Here is a 19,872-nt window from a genome sequence, read left to right on the forward strand (position 1 = left end):
CGTTTTATTGATACTGACTGCATTTTGTGTGATCGCCCGCCGTGCTTCACCTTTTGATGCATATACTTCTCCTCTACTGGCAACTGATAGTAAATCGGTAATGTCTTTACTATTGGCTAATTCATCAGCAGTTATTTCTGTCTGAGGAACACCTTCAAAAATAACATCGAACTCGTCGGCCTGGATGGATCGAAGCATTTCGAGTGTTGCCTTGCCATACAACACTTCGGAGGCCTTCACGGCCAAATCATATCCAGCCTGCGAATGAATACGGATGGTTACGTCCTTTGCAATCGCTTTTTGCAGGATTCGTAAATGTGGTGCTTCTGCATGCTGAATTTCCAGCTCTTCGATTTCTTCGCGCGTGAGAAGCGTAAAGACGCGAATCAGACGCGGACAATCGGCATCCGTTGTATTCAGCCAAAACTGGTAGAACTGGTAAGGTGAAGTTAAGGCTGGGTCAAGCCAGACATTACCGCTCTCTGACTTCCCGAATTTAGTACCATCAGCTTTGGTTACCAAGGGTGTGGTCAATGCATACGCCAGATGCTCCTCCGAATGACTTGTTGTGCCACCTTCTTTTCTACGAATTAGTTCTGTGCCCGTGGTTATGTTTCCCCATTGGTCAGAACCTCCCATTTGTAGACGAACATTCTTATTCTTATATAACCAGTAAAAATCGTACCCCTGTAATAGCTGGTAAGAAAATTCAGTAAAAGAGATCCCTGTTTCGAGCCGCTTCTTAACCGAGTCCTTTGCCATCATGTAATTGACGGTAATATGTTTTCCTGCTTCGCGGAGGAATCCTAAAAACGAAATTTCCTTGAACCAGTCGTAATTGTTAACCATTTCAGCAGAATTGGTTCCGCTTTCGAAATCAAGAAACTTGCTCAATTGCACCCGTATTCCTTCCTGATTTCGGCGTAACGTCTCTTCAGATAAAAACTCGCGTTCGGCAGCTTTACCCGATGGATCGCCAATCATACCGGTGGCTCCACCAACCAGCGCAAAGGGTTTGTGACCTGCCCGCTGAAGATGCACAAGGAGCATTACGGTAGCAAGATTCCCGATATGGAGCGACGTGGCTGTTGGATCAAAACCGATATAGCCTGCCGTCATTTCTTTCTGGAGTTGTTCTTCAGTGCCGGGGGTCATGTCGTTCAACATACCCCGCCAGCGGAGTTCTTCGATAAAGTTCATAAGAGTGAAATCGGGCCGCCGAAGCGGAATATAAGAGCGAAAGCGCGGTTTGAGAGGGCGTCATTTTTCGCACTTTCACACTTTCGTTCTTTAAAGGTTGCAAAATTAGTGTTTTACGGCAAAAGCAACGACGAGTCGCCATAACTCAGGAATCGATAGTCGTTGACAAGTGCTTCCTTATATACCTGTTTCCAGTCATCCCCAATCAGTGCGGCTATAAGCAGAATCAGTGTCGAGCCCGGCTGATGGAAATTCGTGACGATTCCTTTGCACAGTTTGAACCTGTAGCCAGGGGTGATGTAGATACCGGTATGGGCAACAATCGTTTCCTGGCCTGTATTAGTCAGGTAGTTTAGCACCTCCTGAAGTGCCTGCTCAGTGGATGGCTGCTGACCTGGCGTAAGCTGATAAGCATAATGCTGGTTTAGGGAAAACGGTTCGGGATCGTTGGCCAACAATTTTGCGCCCATCCAGTATAAACTCTCCAGAGCTCTCATTGAGGTCGTACCGACAGCAATCACCGAATCGAGATGCCCTAACAGGTTTCGTAGATTCGTCTGGGAATATACAACCTGCTCCGTGTGCATGTGATGCTGAAGAACATCATCTGTTTTGATTGGCTGGAAGGTGCCCGCTCCCACGTGCAATGTCAGGTAGTCATGCTCAATACGGCGTTTGGTCAGTTGGTCGAATACACCAGTCGTGAAATGCAATCCGGCGGTTGGCGCAGCGACAGCCCCCTCCTGCTTTGAGTATACGGTTTGGTATGTATCCCGATCAGCGTCGGTCACATCGCGTTTCAGATAGGGTGGTAACGGAATTTCACCCGCATACTGAATAATTTGGGCAAATGTAAACTCGACAGGTTGCCAACGCAGTTGAACAGCCGACTGCTCGTAATCATACCAACTGGCAGAAAGTACTACACTTTCTCCTGGCGTTTCAAGCGTCATTTCGAGTACTTCGCCAGGTCGCCAGCGTTTCCGGTTGCCGACCATTCCCTGCCAGATAGCCTCACCAGTCGCTTCCATTGCCAGACTAATGGGTAGTGTCCCTTCTTTGGAATTTCTCGCGAATGGGTTCAGCAAAAAAAGCTCGATGAGCGCACCGGTGGGTTTCGTAAAATGCAGCCGCGCCGGAATGACCTTTGTATTATTGAACACAAGAAAGCTATCCGCAGGTAGTAAATCAGGCAGGCTGGCAAACCGTTCGTGTCTGATCTGCCCTTTACGATAAACGAGAAGTTTCGATGCATCGCGCTGAGGTAACGGAAAACGCGCTATACGATCGTCGGGAAGATCGTACTGAAACTGGCTCAGCAGTAGTTCTTTGTGTTCAGTCATCGTCACCCGGTTTCATGAACAAACGAATCGGTAAAGCGACCAATACAATAACCAGAATAGCCGTACTGAGTGGCAACAGCCAGGCATAATCAACGGCTTTAATGGCGCGATCTGAGCGATTAACCAGCGACAGAACAATCAGCTCTAAGGCCAGAACCGTATTGATAGCCGCCATGAGTGCATAGAACCAATTGCTGAAAACTTCGTTTAATTGCGAACGATGTGTGGCCCAAACCGCTTGATTGGGAACAGGGATACTAGCTGTTGGAAGACGAAGAAACAATCGGGAAATTGCTCTAATCATTGTGTTGTTGATCAGAAAGATGGCAACGGCAATGTAAAAGATCGTCTCGCGGTCAATGGTTTGAAGCGGCTGGTTTGAATCATCGAAACGAACGACAACTTCGCCGGGATACGAGATATAGCTGTTAAAAAGTGCGAACAATAATCCGAGAATGGACATAATACGCCAGGTCCGGACAAAAAAGATACTTGCTTTCATCTAAAAAGAGTAATAGAGCGAACAAATGAACAAGCCATAACTCATTCCTTGCAATCAGCTCGTTAAAATCAGGGCGCAAAGGTACGGCCCGAACGGGAAAATCTCTTAGTTTAGCTACCTCACTCAGTATATTATATGAATTACACGATGCGCTCATTGAACACGATTCCTGCTCCACTGGCAGCGTTGCTCGTTCAACGTTCGTTGTGGCATTCATTCTGTCAAGATGAAGATTTACACAAAAACGGGCGATAAAGGTCAGACCGGCCTGATTGGAGGGCGTCGGGTGAGCAAGGCCGATTTACGCATTGATGCGTACGGCACAGTCGATGAACTGAACTCCTGGATTGGCCTGGTACGCGATCAGCCGGTCAATATCAGCCAAAAAGATTTATTGAAAGAAATTCAGGACCGGCTTTTTACGGTTGGAGCCGAACTGGCTACAGATCCGGAAAAAGCAGTAAAGCGAGCCATGCCTGCCATTATTGCTGACGATGTTGCTGTGCTTGAGCAGGCAATGGATTTGATGGATGCTGAATTGCCGGAACTACGGGCGTTCGTTTTACCGGGCGGGCATGAATCGGTGTCGTTCTGCCACCTGGCCCGAACCGTTTGCCGTCGGGCCGAACGATTGGTTATTGCGTTAAATGACGAATCGCCAGTAGATGATTTGGTATTGCAATACCTTAACCGACTGTCTGACTATCTGTTTGTGCTCAGCCGCAAAATGGCACAGGAATTGGAGGCTGAAGAGGTTGTCTGGAAACCCAGAACATGATTGTTAAGGACCTCTAAAAAAAAGTTGTCTTGACAACTAAATTAACTCAATCTATTTTTTTAGCTTTGCCTCAGGTGGTGCTTATCCCGCCTAACTCATTAACCAATACCCTGATTATGACGACGGACGTCTTGCAAATTGAATTGCGGAAAGCGGAACGCTCCCGGATTCAGGAGGTAGATTTTAATCATCTGCCTTTCGGAAAACATTTCTCGGACCACATGTTTGTGGCCGATTTTATTGATGGTCAATGGCTGAATCAAATGATTGTACCATTCGACAATTTCACGCTAAGTCCGGCTCTATCGTCGCTCCATTACGGTCAGTCTATTTTTGAAGGCATGAAAGCGTTCAAAAATGAATCAGGTGAGGTAATGATGTTTCGGCCTTACATGAACTTTGAGCGCATGAACGAGTCAGCCAAGCGTATGTGCATGGCCACGTTGCCCGAAGAAGTATTTATGGGTGGTCTGGAGGCTTTGCTACGCGTCGATGCGGACTGGGTTCCTACTACGCCCGACAGCTCGCTGTATGTTCGCCCGTATATGTTCGCAACGGACACCTACCTGGGCGTTGCTCCGTCGAAGACCTATCGTTTCTGCATTTTCACCTGTCCGGTTGGTGCTTATTATTCGAATCCGCCGAAACTGAAAGTAGAAACGGAGTACATTCGCTCGGCTCCAGGTGGTGTAGGTTATGCGAAATGCGCGGGTAACTACGCCGGATCGATGTACCCAACTTTGCTGGCTCAGCAACAGGGTTATGATCAGTTGATCTGGACCGACGCCCGTGAGCACAAATACATTGAAGAATCAGGCACGATGAACATCATGTTCATGCTCGACGGTAAATTAGTGACCCCAGCCACATCTGATTCCATTCTGAAAGGTGTTACCCGCGATTCGATTTTGCAGATTGCCCGCAGTTGGGGTATTGACGTGGAAGAGCGGTTGGTATCGATCGAAGAGGTAATCAGCGGTATTGAAACCGGTCGGTTAACCGAAGCCTTCGGTGCCGGAACAGCGGTGGGTTCGTCGCCCTATTCTCTGATTGGCTATAATGGCAAGGATTACATGCTACCAGAATTTGCCCCGGAAGAGTCGTTTGCCGTTCGCGTCAGAAACTATCTGGCCGACCTTCGTACTGGCAAAGTTGAAGATACCTTTAACTGGATGCACACAGTATAATTCCTGATTTCACTACAATGCAGAAGCCCCGGCCAGTTGGTCGGGGCTTCTGCATTGTAGGCAGGACTTTCACTTCGAGCCGTGCCACGGTTACTCGTGATGATATAGAATAACCGTGGCACGGCTCGAAGCGAAAGTCATGGGATCAATACCATACACTATAATTTTCTTACTATATTTTATATTTTTATCACAAAACTCCTATTTAGCGCGCCTATATCTATTCACATAATTGCATTTGCTCAATTTGTATGATCCGGCTTACCTTTCTTTTCTGCCTCTTATCAGTCTTTTCTCTTAAAACGTATGGTCAATATACTGTCTATCAGGATGAAAAAGGCCAGGTAATGACGACGATGGATGTATATGGTTCCGCAAGGATAAATTCAACGGCTTATAATAAAGTAACGGTTCTGGGAAGTCCCTTCCTGACTTATCCCGTTTGGCAGGAAGGTAAAGTCCTACTGGACAGGTCGGGGAAAGAAATTAATTGCCGGTTAGCTTATAACCTGGTAACCAGTGAAATTTTGTGTCAGTTTGCCGGGGACTCTGCTGTCAAGATTATTACACCGGAACTATTCACAATCAATGGAATTGAGTTTGTTCGCCAGCAGAGTAGTCTGGTTGGGATCAATTATTACCAGTATGCATCGATCGTTCACAACGGGCCGACTAAATTCCTTAAAAGCTTAACCAAGCGGCTTGAGCCAATGAATAGTTCTGAAATTATAAACAATAAACACAATAAGGATATTCTTAACTCCAGCATTTACCGAACCCAAACTAATTATTACATTCAGAAAGCAGGCGCCCGGCCCGACCTGATAAGCTTATCTAAAAATTCGCTTCTGGATATATTCTATGAGCAATCGGAAAAAATAGCGGCAAAAATTCCTGATAAGAACCTGACTTTGTTCGAGGTAGTCGATATCATCAACTATTACGATTCCCTGATGGCCGTAGCACGGACAGCAACGTATCCGTTGAGTCAGAATCCATTATTTAATCAACTACTCCATTCCAAGATCATTTATCCAAACTGGGTTGGTAATCAGGGAATTTATGGGCGCGTTTATGCGGGATTCGACATAGACTCACTGGGCAAAGTTAGCCGGGTTACAATCCTTAGTCCAGACAATGTCGGATTTGGATTTGCCCAACTCGTGCAAAATGCGCTTGAAAAACTGCCCAATCTGGATCCAACCTATATCGGGAACTATGTGCTCCCAGTTACATTCACCTTCACCAATTCCTACGAACAGGCTGGCCCTCATATTCCAATTAATCGATTGTCTACCGACCGGGTTGGCAACCGCATTGTTTTAGATGAATTTGTGGTGCCTTATGCTATTTCAAAGAAAGGCATTACCAGCAAAGAGGTATGGGGCTATTACCGGTAAAATCAGCGCGTGACAACCATTATTTCGCCGAAGCCGTTACGGCCCCACCCGCAGGAAGTATCTTTATCTTCAAGCCAAAATCTTTGCCTTTTGAGACATCTTTCAGGATAATTGTTTCTCCTTTTGGACCAGTCCAGACAGTACCGCCGTTGCCCGGTTTCGAGGCACCATACCTGGCCGTAAAATAAGGAGCTAAATCCTTCTGATAATCAGTGACCGACTGACGACTATTTAGAAACAGATCAACATTGATCGCCGACACTTTCTGATTTGCCTGATAATAGAGCATATCGGCAGATTCCAGGTTTTTAAATTCAACCGTGTAGCCACTGTGTGTTGCATCACTCTCAAATGCTTCCCCTTTTTCAGTGGCTTTAACCTTACCAAAATCATCACCGAGGTTAATACCACGCCAATCGCTACTGGTTGTGAGGCCAAGATCGGCCAGGCGACCTGTTGTTACGATATCTGTTGCCGTTTCGGTAACGGAGGAAGTAACAGTAGTAGAATCACCTTTCTGACTGTCAGCTTTTTGCTGGTTTTGGCAGCTATCGAAAGAAAATAGTAGAACGAACGAGACAACGACAGTAAAATATCTATTCATGCTATTGAGATTGATTTCGCAAAGTTAGCGCATTGGCTCAACATGTTGAAGGTTGTCCTTTCAAAGGTGATATTGTCCTGTTGGACCAAGTCGGCCTGAAACAGTATTATATCAATTTTATATTTTACTAATCCGGGCAATCGAACTCAAAATCGAACTCAAAAACTTAATATGGGTTCTTATCAGTATCCCTGATTTTAATAAATACTTATCGTTATGCCTTTTTCTTTGTTTGGTGCAGATAAAATCCCATTTGACAGCATACATAATCTAGAAAAAAATATACCGAATATAATCGTATGGGCAGTGCCGGTCATGTTGCTCTTTACGGCTATTGAAATGGCGGTTACCTATTACCAGGAACGAGATTTTTACGAAAAGAAAGAAACCATTGGCTCCATTCTGGTGGGTCTTGGCAATTTAGTTGTTAGTGCAGCCCTCAAGTTGGGGCTGTTGTATTTGTGTATCTGGGTTTACAACCTGTTACCCTGGCGCATGGAGTTGCAATGGTGGACACTTGTTCCCTGCTACATCATCTATGATTTTTTCAGTTACTGGGCTCACCGCGTTTCGCATGAGCAACGATTCTGGTGGGCTACCCATGTGGTTCATCATTCCAGTGAGCATTACAACCTGACGGTTTCCTACCGACTGAGCTGGATTCAGCACCTGAAAATTATCTTCTTTTTACCGGTCGCGTTCATGGGATTTCATCCTGTTATTTTCTTTGTGACGAACCAGCTTGCTGTCTTGTTTCAGTTTTGGGTGCATACTGAATACATCCGGCGTATGCCTGCCTGGGTCGAGTACATTTTCGCGACGCCATCGAACCATCGGGTCCATCATGGCTCGCAGGAGAAATACATTGACAAAAACTTCGGCGCTACCTTTATTTTCTGGGATCGAATATTCGGCACTTTTCAACCCGAAGAAGAACCCGTTATTTACGGCATTACAACGAATATTCCGAACAAGGCCAATCCATTCTTTATCAATTTTCACGAGCTTACCGATATGGTTAACGACGTTCGGAACGCCCGAGGATTTCGTAAGAAACTATTCTATATTTTTGGTAGCCCCGTAAAAATTGCAGAAGAGAAAAAACGGTTGACTGAACAGGAGTTAGCTGAAGAACGCATGGCAGCCTAATAAGCAGGTTATGATTTGTTTCCTAGCTCACTCGCTTTCCATGCAGTAACATATCGACCGCGTCGTTGAGTGATCCCGCCTTTGTGACCTGGCCTGCATTGATGAAAAATATTTCATCGGCACTTTCAATGGTATTCAGGCGATGGGCGATAATGATGCGGGTTGTTTTTTCGGGCAATTTCTGCAGGATTTCATCTAAAAGCTTTTCGGTAATCGTGTCGATATTCGCCGTAGCTTCATCCAGAATCAGCAGATCAGGGTTACGTAATACGGCCCGCATGAACGCAATGAGCTGTTTCTGCCCCAGACTAATGGCATCACCACTCGTCTGGACTTTTGTCTCAAGTCCTTCCTCAAAGCGTTCCAGCAGTTCTTCCAGATTAGCATTATGGATAGCCTCAGTCAGTTGCGTATTTGAATATTGCTGATACTGCTCATTGCCATACAGAATATTGTCACGAACCGTACCCGTAAACAAAAAGGGCTCCTGCAAAATAAAGCCGATCTTCTGAGTACGCTCTTTGGCACTATAGGCCCGAATGTCCTTTCCGTCAAGCAGTACGGTTCCGGTAGTTGGGTCATAGAGCCGGGCAATCAACGAGGCAGTCGTGGTTTTACCACCACCAGTCGGGCCAACCAGGGCGTAGGTTTTCCCACGTTCCAGATCAAAACTGATGTTATGAAGAACTTCCTGACCATTTGGATAACTGAATGAAACGCCCTGAAATGATAATAACGAAGACGTCGGTACGGTTAATGGATTCTCAATCGTTGTTAGATTCGTTTGTAGCGACAGAAGGTGGGCAATACGGTCCCATCCGGCCAATGCAACCTGAAAGCTTGCCCATAAGGTAGCCAGTTGCCGAAGCGGATTATAGAAATTAGTGATGTAACCCAGAAAGCTGATCAGCAAACCGATTGTAAAATAGCCGGTTGCAATCAGGTAGATTCCGAATGTAAGCACAACGAGTTGGCCGAGGTTTGCCGAAATCCCATAAATCGGCATGTAAACGTTGTTGGCTAAACCAGCGCCAACCGCCGTTTTGTAATTAGTCTGATTGGCCTCATCAAACCGTTTCCGGAAGTAGTCGCGTCGATTAAAAGCAATGATCACTTTGAAGTTATTCAGGCTTTCCTGAATCTCGGCGCTCATATCGCCAACGCTTTTCAAATTGAGTGCATTCTTCCGCTTCACCCAAGCTGAGGTTGCCTTCGTAAATACCCATAGGAGCAATGCAGGCGATAAGGCTGCGGCTCCGAGTGGTAAATTGATAAACAACAAAAACAATCCGGCCCCCGTCATCAGGAAAATACTACTGACAAACTGCATGAGTGCCTGCGAAAAAAACAGATTTAGTTTATCGGTGTCGTTGTTGACGCGTGAAATCAGATCGCCCGCTTTATTTTGGTTAAAAAATGCGACGGGAAGTTCCTGCAATTTTGTAAACACGGCATTGCGAAGCTTAAATAACGTTCGCTGTCCTACTCCGCCCATTAACCGGGTTTGCATGTACCCTGTCCCGAATGCGACTATATAGATCCCAAGCAGAATGGCCGCATTGGTCAGAACCCCGGCATATTGTTTGGTGACAACATACTGGTCAATGGTTCGTCCAATGATTACAGGCCCAAGCAGGATCAGGCTCGAATTGATCAGGATCGCACCAAACGCCAGTATCAACGTCCGCTGTTCATCGTCAATGAGCGCCAGTAATTTCCGAAGGGCTTTGTAAGTGGCGTTTTTTTCTTCTTTCTGTCCGACAAACTGATTAAGATCGTAGTTCATACTGACTTGTACTGCGTTGCGACTGGTAAATCTGAACGTATTCGGGACTACTGCTCATCAATTCAGGATGAGTGCCTTTGGCGATGATTTCACCTTCCATCAGTAAAATAATCTGCTCATAATCTTCAATGGAAGCAATCTTTTGCGTTACTGAAATCAGCGTTAATCCGGGGTAGTTCTTCTGAATATTCTGCACAATTTTCTGTTCCGTATTCGTATCGACACGAGCGGTAAAATCGTCGAGCAGCAATACTTTAGGATTAAGTGCCAAAGCACGTGCCAGCATTATCCGTTGTTTCTGACCACCCGAAAGGCTGGCTCCGCGCTCAGAAACAACAGTTTGTAATTTCTGTGGCAACGAGTCGATAAACCCGCGTAGTTCGGCCGTATCAATTGCTTTATCGAGCGACTCATCCGTGACTGTATCGCTAAACGCAATGTTTTCGCGAAGGCTCATATTGAAGATAATACTGTCCTGAAAGACGAAGCCGACTTGCTGGTGAAATGTATCCTCATTATACTGGTCGATCGGCTGACCGTCGTATTCAACGCTACCCTCCGACGTGTTAATAAGGCCTGTTAAGAGATATAGTAGTTGGCTCTTGCCAGCTGCCGTTGGGCCAACAATAGCCGTTTGGGTACCTGCTTTCACTGAAAACGAAACGTCTTTAAGAGCAGGCTTCCCGTCATAGTTAACCGAAACGTCTCGTACATCAATATCACCGGCAAGTGCACGGTCAATTGTCCCAGTTTTCATCGTTTCAGGTGCTTGTAAAACCTGATTGACCCGTTCATACGAAGCCGACGCCTGTGCAATGACGTTACTCATAAAGCCAAGCATAATAATCGGAAAAATCAGCAGTGACAGATAACTACTGAAAGCAGCAAAATCGCCCAGCGACATACTGCCTGTAATGACAAAATGACCACCCATCACCAGAATGCTCAATGCTGCCATGTTAGCGGTGAAACTAATAACTGGAATCAGGGCCGCAAACAGACGTAAAATGGCTAATCCCAGATCTTTGGCATCTGTATTAGCCGCCAGGAATTTATCGTATTCAAGCTGTTGCGAATTGATAACCCGGATCAGGGCTGAACCCAGAACGCTTTCGTTAATGACTTTATTCAGCCAGTCGACAACCTCGCGGCTCCGTTTAAACAGTGTTCGCACTTTACGCATCAACACGTAAAATGTAATACCCACAATGGGCACGATAGCCAGCACGGTTAACCCGAGTTTCCAATTGATGCTCAGGAGCAGAATACTTGCTCCGATGATGATGCATAACGAGGAAACGATCGAGACAACGGCTTGTGAAACAAACGTCTTGACCGAGTCAATGTCGGAGGTCAGGTTTGTCAGTAAACGAGATGGATTAGCCTGCTGGATATACGCAAAGCTCTGGCGCGAAATTTTATCGGCCAGTTGGGTTCGTAAATCCTTCGCCACCCGCTCAGAAGCATAGGTTTGAATGATACTTTGCAGGTAGGTAAAAACAAAAATGAATAGAGCAGCCGCCAGAAACTCAATAACTATGGTTTTAAGCACAAATTTCCCGGCGGTGTAATCATCAATTCCATGCGAGATGATCATTGGTAATAACAAGTTCACCCCGTTGCTGATCAGTGCAAACAGGATCAACAAAATGATCATTCTGGAATACGGCTTTAGCAGGCTCAGTAAAGGAGAAGGAGCCTTTTTAGGCGCTTCCGGTTTTATTGTAGCTTTGTCCATGATGGTTGTATTCTCCGAAAATAGGAGTCGTTGGCTGCGAATCAACGGCTGCCCAAAGGTAGTCAGATAAACTAGTTTGTGGATTAAAGCAATTTGTTTTTAGTTAGCCAAATACATGTAGGAGCAAATCGGTACTTTAAGGCAAACCGGCAATCAGCTCCGCTTTTTTGATACCCTTACCGATTACATATCTATTTTATTTAAGCGAACCAAATCAAATACAAATTATTGATAATCAAGAAGATGGAAAATAATTCAACAATTCCTGGGGAATTAACCCGTCAATTCCACCATCTTGAACTCCTTATTTGTGCTTAACAATTGATTAGAATTAACTGAAACTAAAGTAGGTTTCGGGTAAGAATAGCTTTTCTTAAAACCAGCATAGGAATGCTGAAGGGTCAGGCTGGCCAGATAACCTAAGCTAATCAGCAAAAATACCTTTTGAGGATAGAGCGTTTGACCGTAATTATTTTCCGATTTGACTAACGTAATCGCCTTCATCACCCCACTTACAGAATACAACTGATGGAAAACAAGCCCGGAAACTTTCGCTGGACGGTAGTTACTCTACTGTTTTTTGCCACCACCATTAATTACCTCGACCGGCAGGTAATTGGTCTGCTTAAGCCTTCTCTTGAAAGCGAATTTAGTTGGACCGAAACCGATTATAGCCGGATCGTAATGGCCTTTGCAACGGCTTATGCCATTGGCTTACTGCTCTTTGGCCGAGTTATTGACCGCATCGGCACTAAATTAGGGTACACCATTTCGTTAATTGCCTGGAGTTTTGCCGCCATTGCTCACGCCTTTGCCACTAGCACATTCGGGTTTGGTGTTGCACGGGCTGCCCTCGGCCTGGGCGAATCGGGTAACTTCCCGGCAGCGATCAAGGCCGTGGCCGAATGGTTTCCCAAAAAAGAGCGAGCCTTCGCAACGGGTATTTTTAACTCCGGAGCCAACATCGGCGCTGTAGTCGCCCCCGTTATGGTCCCCTGGATTCTGGGCGCTTATGGCTGGGAAGAAGCCTTTATCATTACGGGTGCCATCGGTTTTATCTGGTTAATTTTCTGGATCATTTATTACGAAGTGCCTGCTCGCCAAAAACGTGTAACACAGGCTGAACTGGCTTATATCCATAGTGATAATGAGGTAGAATCCGTAAATGCCAAGCCCGTTCAGTGGGGCAAGCTATTTGGTATCCGGCAAACCTGGGCATTTGTCTTTGGCAAAATGCTGACCGACCCGATCTGGTGGTTTTTCTTATTCTGGCTTCCCTCCTATTTCTCGACAACCTTCAATCTGGATCTCAAAAAACCAAGCCTGCCTCTTGTGATCGTCTACACAGCCACAACCATTGGTAGTATTGGCGGGGGTTATCTATCATCCTATTTAATTCGGCGGGGCTGGGGTGTATTCAGAGCCCGGAAGACGGCTATGTTGTTGTTTGCCGTGGCTGTTGTACCGATTATGGCGGCCCGGTATGCTACTGATATCTGGCAGGCCGTAGCGCTGATTAGTCTGGCAGCAGCCGCGCACCAAGCATGGAGCGCCAATATTTATACAACGGCCTCCGATGTTTTTCCAAAGAAAGCATTGAGCTCTGTAATTGGTATCGGGGGTATGGCTGGCTCAGTAGGCGGTATCTTGTTCCCATTGCTTGTTGGCTGGTTATTAGACACGTACAAAGCAGCTGGTAATTTGAATGGCGGTTATAACCTGATCTTCATTATTTGTGGCAGTGCGTATCTGATCGCGTGGGCAATCATGCACTTCTTTACGCCACGCATGGAGATGGTAAATCTTGATGAGCCAACAGAATCCCCAAAACCCGAAGTGGTATCGTAATAGCATTTTTTAAAATGCGTAAGATCAAACAAGAAGCCCGACGTTTGCGCGTCGGGCTTCTTGTTTGATCTTATCACTATTTACCCTCCATCGGCAAGGTCACATCTACAATTTTGGTAGCCTGACCGCTTTTTCGTTCTTCGATCTGCTCCAGAAGTTTTAAACCCATTAACCCGTTCAGCGAACCTTCAGATCCATTGCCGGTGCCATTTATGACAATGTCGGGGATGACGCGAATATGGCCTTTACCAATTTCTTCCGTAATCTTGAAGCGCGTAAAGTTCTCATCGCCCATCGCCTTTACCTGTAGTTCATAGGCTTCGGCCGTCGAGCGACCAATGGCCAGTATCTTCTCGGCTTCAGCAGCGCCTGTTTTGGCAATCCGCTCGGCTTCAGCATCGGCCGTCAGCTTGGTGGCTTCGGCATCAGCAGCCGCCTGCCGACGACGGGCTTCGGCGTTGGCCTCGGCACGAACTTTGGTTGCTTCTGATTCAGCCCCAACCTGAAGTTTCAGGCTACGAGCCTCCCCTTCCGATTTTTTCACGGCGGCATCGGCAGTTCGCTGAGCGATTTCAACACTTTGCTGTGCTTTTACAACCTCCCGCTGAATATCGGCCAAAGCCGTTTCGCGTTCCATACCCTGCCGTTTTTCCTGCGCCATTCGCTGGGTTTCGTAGGTCTTCTCTTCTTCCTGGGCTATTTTCCGATCGGTCAACGTTTTCATCAGACTGTCTGGCGGTACGATATCACCGATGAGGGTATCGACGGCATTCACATTATAGACCTCCAAAACTGCCCTGATGTGTTCCCGAGCGGCTTCCTGCCGTTCTTTACGGGTACTCAGGAAGGCTATCACATCAGAATCCTGCGCTGAGTTCCGGAAATAGTTACCAATGGTCGGTTCGAGCACCTGCGAAACCAGGTTAGTCATACTCCCAAAACGCGCAATGACTTTTGGCGCTTCTGCCGATGGAATGTGAATAATCTGCGCTACGTCCAGATTGAACGGGAAACCGTCTTTTGAACGCACCGTAATGGTCGAGAGATTACGGTCGAGTGCGTGGGCTTCAGTGCGGGCGTTGGCCCAGTTCAGCACTAGGTTCGTTGTCGGCACTCCTTCAACTTTCATCGTAAAGGTGTTAATCGGGTATTTACCTGGCCCAAGTGGTTCCATCCATACACCCCTGAAACCCCGTCGAACAATGTTGCCGTGTTTGAAGGCCTCGCCCGTTAGATCCTCACCGTCTTCGCCAATGTAGGAGATGACGACACCAACGTGACCGATTGGTACTTCAGTCATCGGAATCTCTTCGATCTGCACTGCCCAGGGATTTATGTAGTAGGAACCCGCCAGAACAACCTGTGGCTGGAGACCCCGATTACCGCCATTTTTCAGGAAAGAATCAGCGTCCTGGAAGTTATTATGGCCCTCTATATTTTTACCGGCAATCTGACCAGGCTGCAAGGGTGCACCATCCAGAGTAGTAATAATGCCAACCATATTCTCCTTGATAACGGTCATATCGGCAATGGTGATCGTAAAGGCGAACGTATTGATACGGTAAGTACCTGGCGTAAGCATAGCAGTCTGGCGCCCTTTTTGCCCTCCGCTCGATAAGAAGCGTTCAGTATCCTGAAAATTATCGGAATCTACCCGACGGGCCAGAATATTACCGGTTGGCAGCTCAGTTCCATCGTTAGAAAGTACAAGGCCAATTTTTCCTTCTGGCACAACCGTAAAGGGTTGCATGGTAATACCATACTGCCAGGGCCATAACCACCAGTAAAGACCCGGTGCAAGCGTCTGAGCCTGATAACCGGCCTCTCCTTTTGTAGCAATAATCCGTCCATCAGGCAGGCCACGATCATTGCCAACAAGCACGTATTTTTTGGTCACCAGACCAATCCGGTCTTCGGGTACAATGACCATCCCGAACAAAAAACGAAGTACCCATTTATAGAGCACAACGGCAAGAAAGAGCAGGATTGCCCAGCTCCAGGTCGAAATAAGTGGAAGTAGTTCCATGAATAAACAAGGTTTAACTGGTTAAGAGACAATAAATTGATATGCGAACAAATGAAAGGGAATGCACATTCTTACTCATCACACGAGCTATTGAAGTCGGAGAAAGAGGTAGCGAAGGAAACAGGGTGCCTACATTGGGGTAGATACTAGTTGGTCAGATTGACGCGTCAAATGTAGGGCACGAGCAAATTACAGGGTCCCAAATTTGGATGATTGGTTACCCAAAGGTCAAAATGTGCAGGGGTGTTGATGAGTGGCCTACTTAAAATTCCTGAGCAAGATTAAAGAAGAAGCCGCCCTTGCCTTCCCGATTGATGGAACCACTCAATCGCACCACAAAATTATAGAACGTTACCACGTCCAGGCTCATACCCGTTCCCAGGAGTAAGCGGTTCGCCAGTTGGCTTTGGTATTGCTCGGCCACGGTACTTCTCACATAACCCGCATCGCCATATACCGTAATATAGGCAGAAATCGGTACTGTATTAAACTGCCTGACATGAAGCCAGTTCAGCTGTTTTCGGGTGTTAAAGAGTTGATAACGAAAACTATTTCGCCAGATACCCGATCGTTGCCCGTCGATGACATAAAGCTCATATCCCCGCACCATTTCGCTGGAGCTGCCCAGCCCACGCAGGTTGAAATAAGGCTGGCGCGTCGGCCAGCTGGAACGACCACGCACACTGCTGGCAGCATAAAAACGACCACCTAACGACCAGTAGCGGGTCATAGAGGCCGACAATTCCAGATAATGAAAATCATCTTTCGGTAACAGGCCCGAGACGCCAACGAATCCGGTCAATACGGTTCCACGAAGTGGATAGGACACATTATCCCGTCGATCGTATCGGTAGCTGTAGTTCATGGCCACGTATTGTTGACGGGTCCGGCCGTCAAGAAAATAATCCGGATTTAGCCGGGCAATGGTATCGGCAATGGTATTGCGGGTGTAACGCGTTTCGAGAACATGGTAGTGATAAAGTCCACGCCGATGCGTCAGTATCAGGCCAGCATAAGCGCGCTCCCGCAATACCTGCTCGTCTTTAACATAAACCCACTTGTCAGCCTGGGTTCGATACGGAATTTCTTTGTTTGTGATATAGGCCAGATCCAGCCGAAGCCCGAACCGTTGCGCCTTATCAATATACGGCATCGCATACGATACAACGGTTCGCTGCGAAAAACCCCGCTCAAAAATGACCTGAAGCTGGTCGTTATTGCCCGTCACATTCTTATAACTGAGTCGGCCGCCATAAATTACCCGTCGAAAATCACGGCCCCGATCATACCACCATTCGTTGAAATTCCGGTCGGCCAGATCGAACACCGGGTAAGCGATCAGATACCACCGCTCTTTCATCGTAACGGTCAGGTCAAACAAGCCAAGTTCTGTAGAATCATTGGGAGTTACCTGTGCTGTGGAGACATCAACCGTCACAAACAGGTTGGTATTATTGATATTCCGCTGGTCCCAGGCAACCCGCCCGGCCAAATCGCCCAGCCGAACCGTATCACCGACATGCAGCGTCATTTCGCGCAGAATGATCCGGTCGCGGGTACGATAATTTCCTTTGAGCGTAACCGACCGCACAATAACCGACCGCGATGAGTCTACAGGCGTATTCGCCCATGCGGTTTGAAGAGTTACTAGAAAAGCCGTGAGCAGTAGAGCGACGGACAGCCGACAGTTCGGAATCATGCTTAAAAATACGGCTTTTCAGAAAAATAAGACAACTTTTTCTCTGTATCCTGCAAACGTCTGTGTATTATTGTTCTGCATTCTATAAAGCTACGGCTACTCTTTAAAATATACAGTACATGCAGACCGAAAAAATTCAGAAACCAACAACCTTACCAAAACCTCAGTTGAGTTTCTGGCAGATCTGGAATATGAGTTTCGGATTTCTGGGCATCCAGTACGGATTTGGTCTGCAACAGGCCAACATGAGTCCCATTTTTCGGTATCTGCATGCCGATGAATCAGCTATTCCGGCGTTGTGGCTGGCCGGGCCGATGACAGGTCTGCTGGTGCAACCCATTATTGGAGCCATGAGCGATCGTACATGGTCAGAGCGGTGGGGGCGTCGGAAACCCTTTTTCCTGATCGGCGCCCTGATCACCAGCATTGCACTGGTACTGATGCCTAATTCTACGTCGCTCTGGATGGCCGCCAGTCTCATGTGGATGCTGGATGCGGGTCTTAATGTATCGATGGAGCCATTTCGCGCGTTCATTGGCGATAAATTAAATGATAAACAACGCGACTTAGGGTTTGCCGTACAAAGCTTCTTCGTGGGTTTCGGACAAACACTGGCGAATCTGATGCCCCGCATATTGCCGCTGTTTGGTATAACGATGGTGGCGGCCGGAGCCAACGGTATTCCTGACTTTGTAAAGTATGCTTTTTATGTTGGTGCGGTGGCCGTACTGGGTGCCGTATTATGGACCGTTTATACAACTAAAGAATACCCGCCCGAAGACATGGTCGCGTTTGAGCGTGAAAAACGCGAGAGTGGTGGCCTGTTGCGTATTTTCACCGAAGTAGGTGTGGCACTACGAGAAATGCCAACGACCATGCGTCAACTTTGGTGGGTCAAATTTTTTACCTGGTACGGCTTGCCCCTCATGTGGCAGTACCTTTCCTTAGCCATTGCGCGACATGCCTTTAATGCCCCATCACCCGAATCGCCGGGATTCGAAAAAGGAATTGAAGTAGGGAATGACTGCTTTGCGCTCTTTAATGTGGGTTGCTTTGGTATTTCGTTTTTCTTGCCCGCCATTGCCGCCCGCATCGGTCGCCGGGCTACTCATGCTACCTTCCTGACGATCGGCGGGCTGGGTTTTCTGTCGATGCTGATTTCGAGCGATAAAAGTGCTTTTCTGATCGGTATGACGATGGTCGGGCTGGCCTGGGGGTCAATTTTGTCGATGCCTTATGTACTGCTGTCGTCATCGGTTCCTAAAGAACGAATGGGTGTGTACATGGGTATTTTCAACGGTTTTATCGTAGTGCCCCAGATCATTAACATGATCACGATCCCCTTCCTCTACAAAAACTTACTGGGTAGCGATCCGCTCAACGCTCTGATTCTTTGTGGTATTTGCCTGATCCTTGCGGCAGTTGCCTGTTTTCTGGTCAAAGAAAATAAACTGAGTGAGGAAGCGGCTCTTCCAATTCATCCAGGGGGAAATTAACTTGGCAGTAGGTAGTCTTCAGTTGGCAGACAGTACAGAATGTCGTAACACAAGTTAACTGCTAACTGAAGACTGTCTACTGCCTACTGCCTATTAAGAACACGTTATGACGACTCCCCGCCCCTATACGCTCCTCGCCGTTGGCGAATTGTTAGCCGATTTTATCGGCCATCATGTTTCATCCAGCCTTCTCGACTCCCTGGACTTTAGGCGGTATCAGGGTGGAAGTCCGGCAAACATGGCCGCCAACATGGCCCGTCTTGGGAATAAAACGGCCATGGTCGCCTGTGTTGGGAACGATAATATAGGACGATTTCTCACCCGCGAGGTTGCCGAAGCTGGAGTTGACGTTCAATTCATTACTCGTGACCCACTGGAACCAACAACCATCGTATTGGTTTCACGAACGGCCGGCACACCCGATTTTGTTGCCTATCGTCATGCAGATTGCCAGATCACACCTGAACAGATACCCGACTCCCTGCTGGCACAGGCACAACTATTTCATACAACCTGCTTCGCTTTAAGCCGGCAACCAGCTCAGGATGCCATTGTAGATGCGGCCAAACGCGCTCAGGCTGCTGGCTGTCAGGTTACTATCGACGCGAACTATGCCCCCAGCATCTGGCCAGATCGTGAACAGGCATGGCGGGTTCTAACAGATTACTGCTCGGCTGGTGCTTTAGTTAAACTCAGTGAAGATGATGCAGTCCGGCTGTATGGTGAAACACAGCCAACGGAACGCATACTGAGTGATTTCCATAAAATGGGTGCATCAACCATCTGTTTCACAATGGGGCCAAATGGTAGTCTGGTATCTTATGATAACGGTTCTCAACAGGCCAGAGTACCGGGCAAAAAAGTCGATGTTGTTGATGTTACGGGGGCTGGAGATGCCTACTGGGCGGGCTTTCTGACCGCGTTTATCGATGGTCTCGATCCTGAACAGTGCGCCCGGTCGGGAGCTGCGTTGGCCCAGATGAAACTAACTCGCCAGGGGCCACTCCCCGGTCAGATTGACCGAAAGCTGCTTTACCGATAGGCAGTTTATAGTGTCCGATTTGCCGTTGAGTAGTTGAGGTTTTCCGTTTCAACTACCCTTCATATGTTAGCGAA

Annotated in this window: 15 protein-coding genes (1 of these 15 running past the window's edge); 7 read left to right on the plus strand and 8 right to left on the minus strand. The window is 47.2% G+C overall.

All coding sequences use genetic code 11. The annotated features are described in order from the left end of the window. The 3 genes from tyrS to G8759_RS24100 all read right to left on the minus strand — a co-directional run. Positions 1 to 1,200: the 5' portion of a tyrosine--tRNA ligase gene (gene tyrS, locus G8759_RS24090; RefSeq protein ID WP_167213767.1), read on the minus strand. It extends 102 nt beyond the left edge of the window; 1,200 of the gene's 1,302 nt are visible here — the first part of the coding sequence; its start codon is at positions 1,198 to 1,200; its stop codon lies beyond the left edge, outside the window. Positions 1,201 to 1,313: 113 nt separating this feature from the next. Continuing rightward, complete coding sequence (locus G8759_RS24095; RefSeq protein WP_167213770.1) at positions 1,314 to 2,543, minus strand: S-adenosylmethionine:tRNA ribosyltransferase-isomerase; 1,230 nt, start codon at positions 2,541 to 2,543, stop codon at positions 1,314 to 1,316. Next, a complete protein-coding gene (locus tag G8759_RS24100; protein ID WP_162390238.1) occupies positions 2,536 to 3,045 on the minus strand; it encodes a hypothetical protein in 510 nt (169 codons plus the stop codon). The genes G8759_RS24095 and G8759_RS24100 overlap by 8 nt, the downstream gene beginning before the upstream one ends. A gap of 226 nt (positions 3,046 to 3,271) precedes the next feature. On the opposite strand from G8759_RS24100, the gene G8759_RS24105 reads away from it, so the two are divergent. The 3 genes from G8759_RS24105 (at position 3,272) to G8759_RS24115 (ending at position 6,410) form a co-directional block, all read left to right on the plus strand. Next, positions 3,272 to 3,823 carry a cob(I)yrinic acid a,c-diamide adenosyltransferase gene (locus G8759_RS24105; RefSeq protein ID WP_167213774.1) on the plus strand — a complete coding sequence of 184 codons (552 nt, stop codon included), beginning with the start codon at positions 3,272 to 3,274 and terminating at the stop codon, positions 3,821 to 3,823. A gap of 116 nt (positions 3,824 to 3,939) precedes the next feature. Next, on the plus strand, positions 3,940 to 5,010 hold the full coding sequence (locus G8759_RS24110; RefSeq protein ID WP_167213777.1) for a branched-chain amino acid aminotransferase: 1,071 nt from the start codon (positions 3,940 to 3,942) through the stop codon (positions 5,008 to 5,010). A gap of 251 nt (positions 5,011 to 5,261) precedes the next feature. Next, entirely contained in the window at positions 5,262 to 6,410 is a 1,149-nt protein-coding gene (locus G8759_RS24115) for an energy transducer TonB (protein ID WP_167213780.1), read from the plus strand. A 19-nt stretch (positions 6,411 to 6,429) separates the two neighbouring features. Here the strand turns inward: G8759_RS24115 and G8759_RS24120 are convergent, their stop codons facing one another. Beyond that, on the minus strand, positions 6,430 to 7,014 hold the full coding sequence (locus G8759_RS24120) for a hypothetical protein (RefSeq protein WP_167213783.1): 585 nt from the start codon (positions 7,012 to 7,014) through the stop codon (positions 6,430 to 6,432). Positions 7,015 to 7,230: 216 nt separating this feature from the next. Here G8759_RS24120 and G8759_RS24125 point away from each other — a divergent pair, with 216 nt between their 5' ends. Then, the gene (locus tag G8759_RS24125; RefSeq protein ID WP_167213786.1) at positions 7,231 to 8,163 is read left to right on the plus strand and encodes a sterol desaturase family protein; all 933 of its coding nucleotides are present in this window, start codon (positions 7,231 to 7,233) and stop codon (positions 8,161 to 8,163) included. Between the two features lie 22 nt (positions 8,164 to 8,185). Here the strand turns inward: G8759_RS24125 and G8759_RS24130 are convergent, their stop codons facing one another. Further along, a complete protein-coding gene (locus G8759_RS24130) occupies positions 8,186 to 9,949 on the minus strand; it encodes an ABC transporter ATP-binding protein (RefSeq protein WP_167213789.1) in 1,764 nt (587 codons plus the stop codon). Next, positions 9,933 to 11,687, minus strand: a complete 1,755-nt coding sequence (locus G8759_RS24135; RefSeq protein ID WP_167213793.1) for an ABC transporter ATP-binding protein — start codon at positions 11,685 to 11,687, stop codon at positions 9,933 to 9,935. The genes G8759_RS24130 and G8759_RS24135 overlap by 17 nt, the downstream gene beginning before the upstream one ends. Positions 11,688 to 12,215: 528 nt before the next feature. On the opposite strand from G8759_RS24135, the gene G8759_RS24140 reads away from it, so the two are divergent. After that, positions 12,216 to 13,535, plus strand: coding sequence for an MFS transporter (locus G8759_RS24140; protein ID WP_167213797.1), 1,320 nt, complete (start codon positions 12,216 to 12,218; stop codon positions 13,533 to 13,535). Positions 13,536 to 13,611: 76 nt separating this feature from the next. Here the strand turns inward: G8759_RS24140 and G8759_RS24145 are convergent, their stop codons facing one another. After that, complete coding sequence (locus G8759_RS24145) at positions 13,612 to 15,561, minus strand: SPFH domain-containing protein (protein ID WP_167213802.1); 1,950 nt, start codon at positions 15,559 to 15,561, stop codon at positions 13,612 to 13,614. 262 nt (positions 15,562 to 15,823) lie between these two features. After that, positions 15,824 to 17,260, minus strand: a complete 1,437-nt coding sequence (locus G8759_RS24150; protein ID WP_167213805.1) for a BamA/TamA family outer membrane protein — start codon at positions 17,258 to 17,260, stop codon at positions 15,824 to 15,826. A 119-nt stretch (positions 17,261 to 17,379) separates the two neighbouring features. Between G8759_RS24150 and G8759_RS24155 the strand changes: the two genes are divergently transcribed. Next, positions 17,380 to 18,756, plus strand: coding sequence for an MFS transporter (locus G8759_RS24155; protein WP_167213809.1), 1,377 nt, complete (start codon positions 17,380 to 17,382; stop codon positions 18,754 to 18,756). 106 nt (positions 18,757 to 18,862) lie between these two features. Next, positions 18,863 to 19,798, plus strand: a complete 936-nt coding sequence (locus G8759_RS24160; RefSeq protein ID WP_167213812.1) for a carbohydrate kinase family protein — start codon at positions 18,863 to 18,865, stop codon at positions 19,796 to 19,798. Positions 19,799 to 19,872: the final 74 nt, after the last annotated feature.

The organism is Spirosoma aureum (assembly GCF_011604685.1).
In the GTDB taxonomy this organism is placed as follows: Bacteria; Bacteroidota; Bacteroidia; order Cytophagales; family Spirosomataceae; genus Spirosoma; species Spirosoma aureum.

Coding starts and splice junctions, on each gene's coding strand:
- G8759_RS24095 (WP_167213770.1), bottom strand. CDS start 2,543: ATGACTGAACACAAAGAACTACTGCTGAGCCAGTTTCAGTACGATCTT.
- G8759_RS24100 (WP_162390238.1), bottom strand. CDS start 3,045: ATGAAAGCAAGTATCTTTTTTGTCCGGACCTGGCGTATTATGTCCATT.
- G8759_RS24105 (WP_167213774.1), top strand. CDS start 3,272: ATGAAGATTTACACAAAAACGGGCGATAAAGGTCAGACCGGCCTGATT.
- G8759_RS24110 (WP_167213777.1), top strand. CDS start 3,940: ATGACGACGGACGTCTTGCAAATTGAATTGCGGAAAGCGGAACGCTCC.
- G8759_RS24115 (WP_167213780.1), top strand. CDS start 5,262: ATGATCCGGCTTACCTTTCTTTTCTGCCTCTTATCAGTCTTTTCTCTT.
- G8759_RS24120 (WP_167213783.1), bottom strand. CDS start 7,014: ATGAATAGATATTTTACTGTCGTTGTCTCGTTCGTTCTACTATTTTCT.
- G8759_RS24125 (WP_167213786.1), top strand. CDS start 7,231: ATGCCTTTTTCTTTGTTTGGTGCAGATAAAATCCCATTTGACAGCATA.
- G8759_RS24130 (WP_167213789.1), bottom strand. CDS start 9,949: ATGAACTACGATCTTAATCAGTTTGTCGGACAGAAAGAAGAAAAAAAC.
- G8759_RS24135 (WP_167213793.1), bottom strand. CDS start 11,687: ATGGACAAAGCTACAATAAAACCGGAAGCGCCTAAAAAGGCTCCTTCT.
- G8759_RS24140 (WP_167213797.1), top strand. CDS start 12,216: ATGGAAAACAAGCCCGGAAACTTTCGCTGGACGGTAGTTACTCTACTG.
- G8759_RS24145 (WP_167213802.1), bottom strand. CDS start 15,561: ATGGAACTACTTCCACTTATTTCGACCTGGAGCTGGGCAATCCTGCTC.
- G8759_RS24150 (WP_167213805.1), bottom strand. CDS start 17,260: ATGATTCCGAACTGTCGGCTGTCCGTCGCTCTACTGCTCACGGCTTTT.
- G8759_RS24155 (WP_167213809.1), top strand. CDS start 17,380: ATGCAGACCGAAAAAATTCAGAAACCAACAACCTTACCAAAACCTCAG.
- G8759_RS24160 (WP_167213812.1), top strand. CDS start 18,863: ATGACGACTCCCCGCCCCTATACGCTCCTCGCCGTTGGCGAATTGTTA.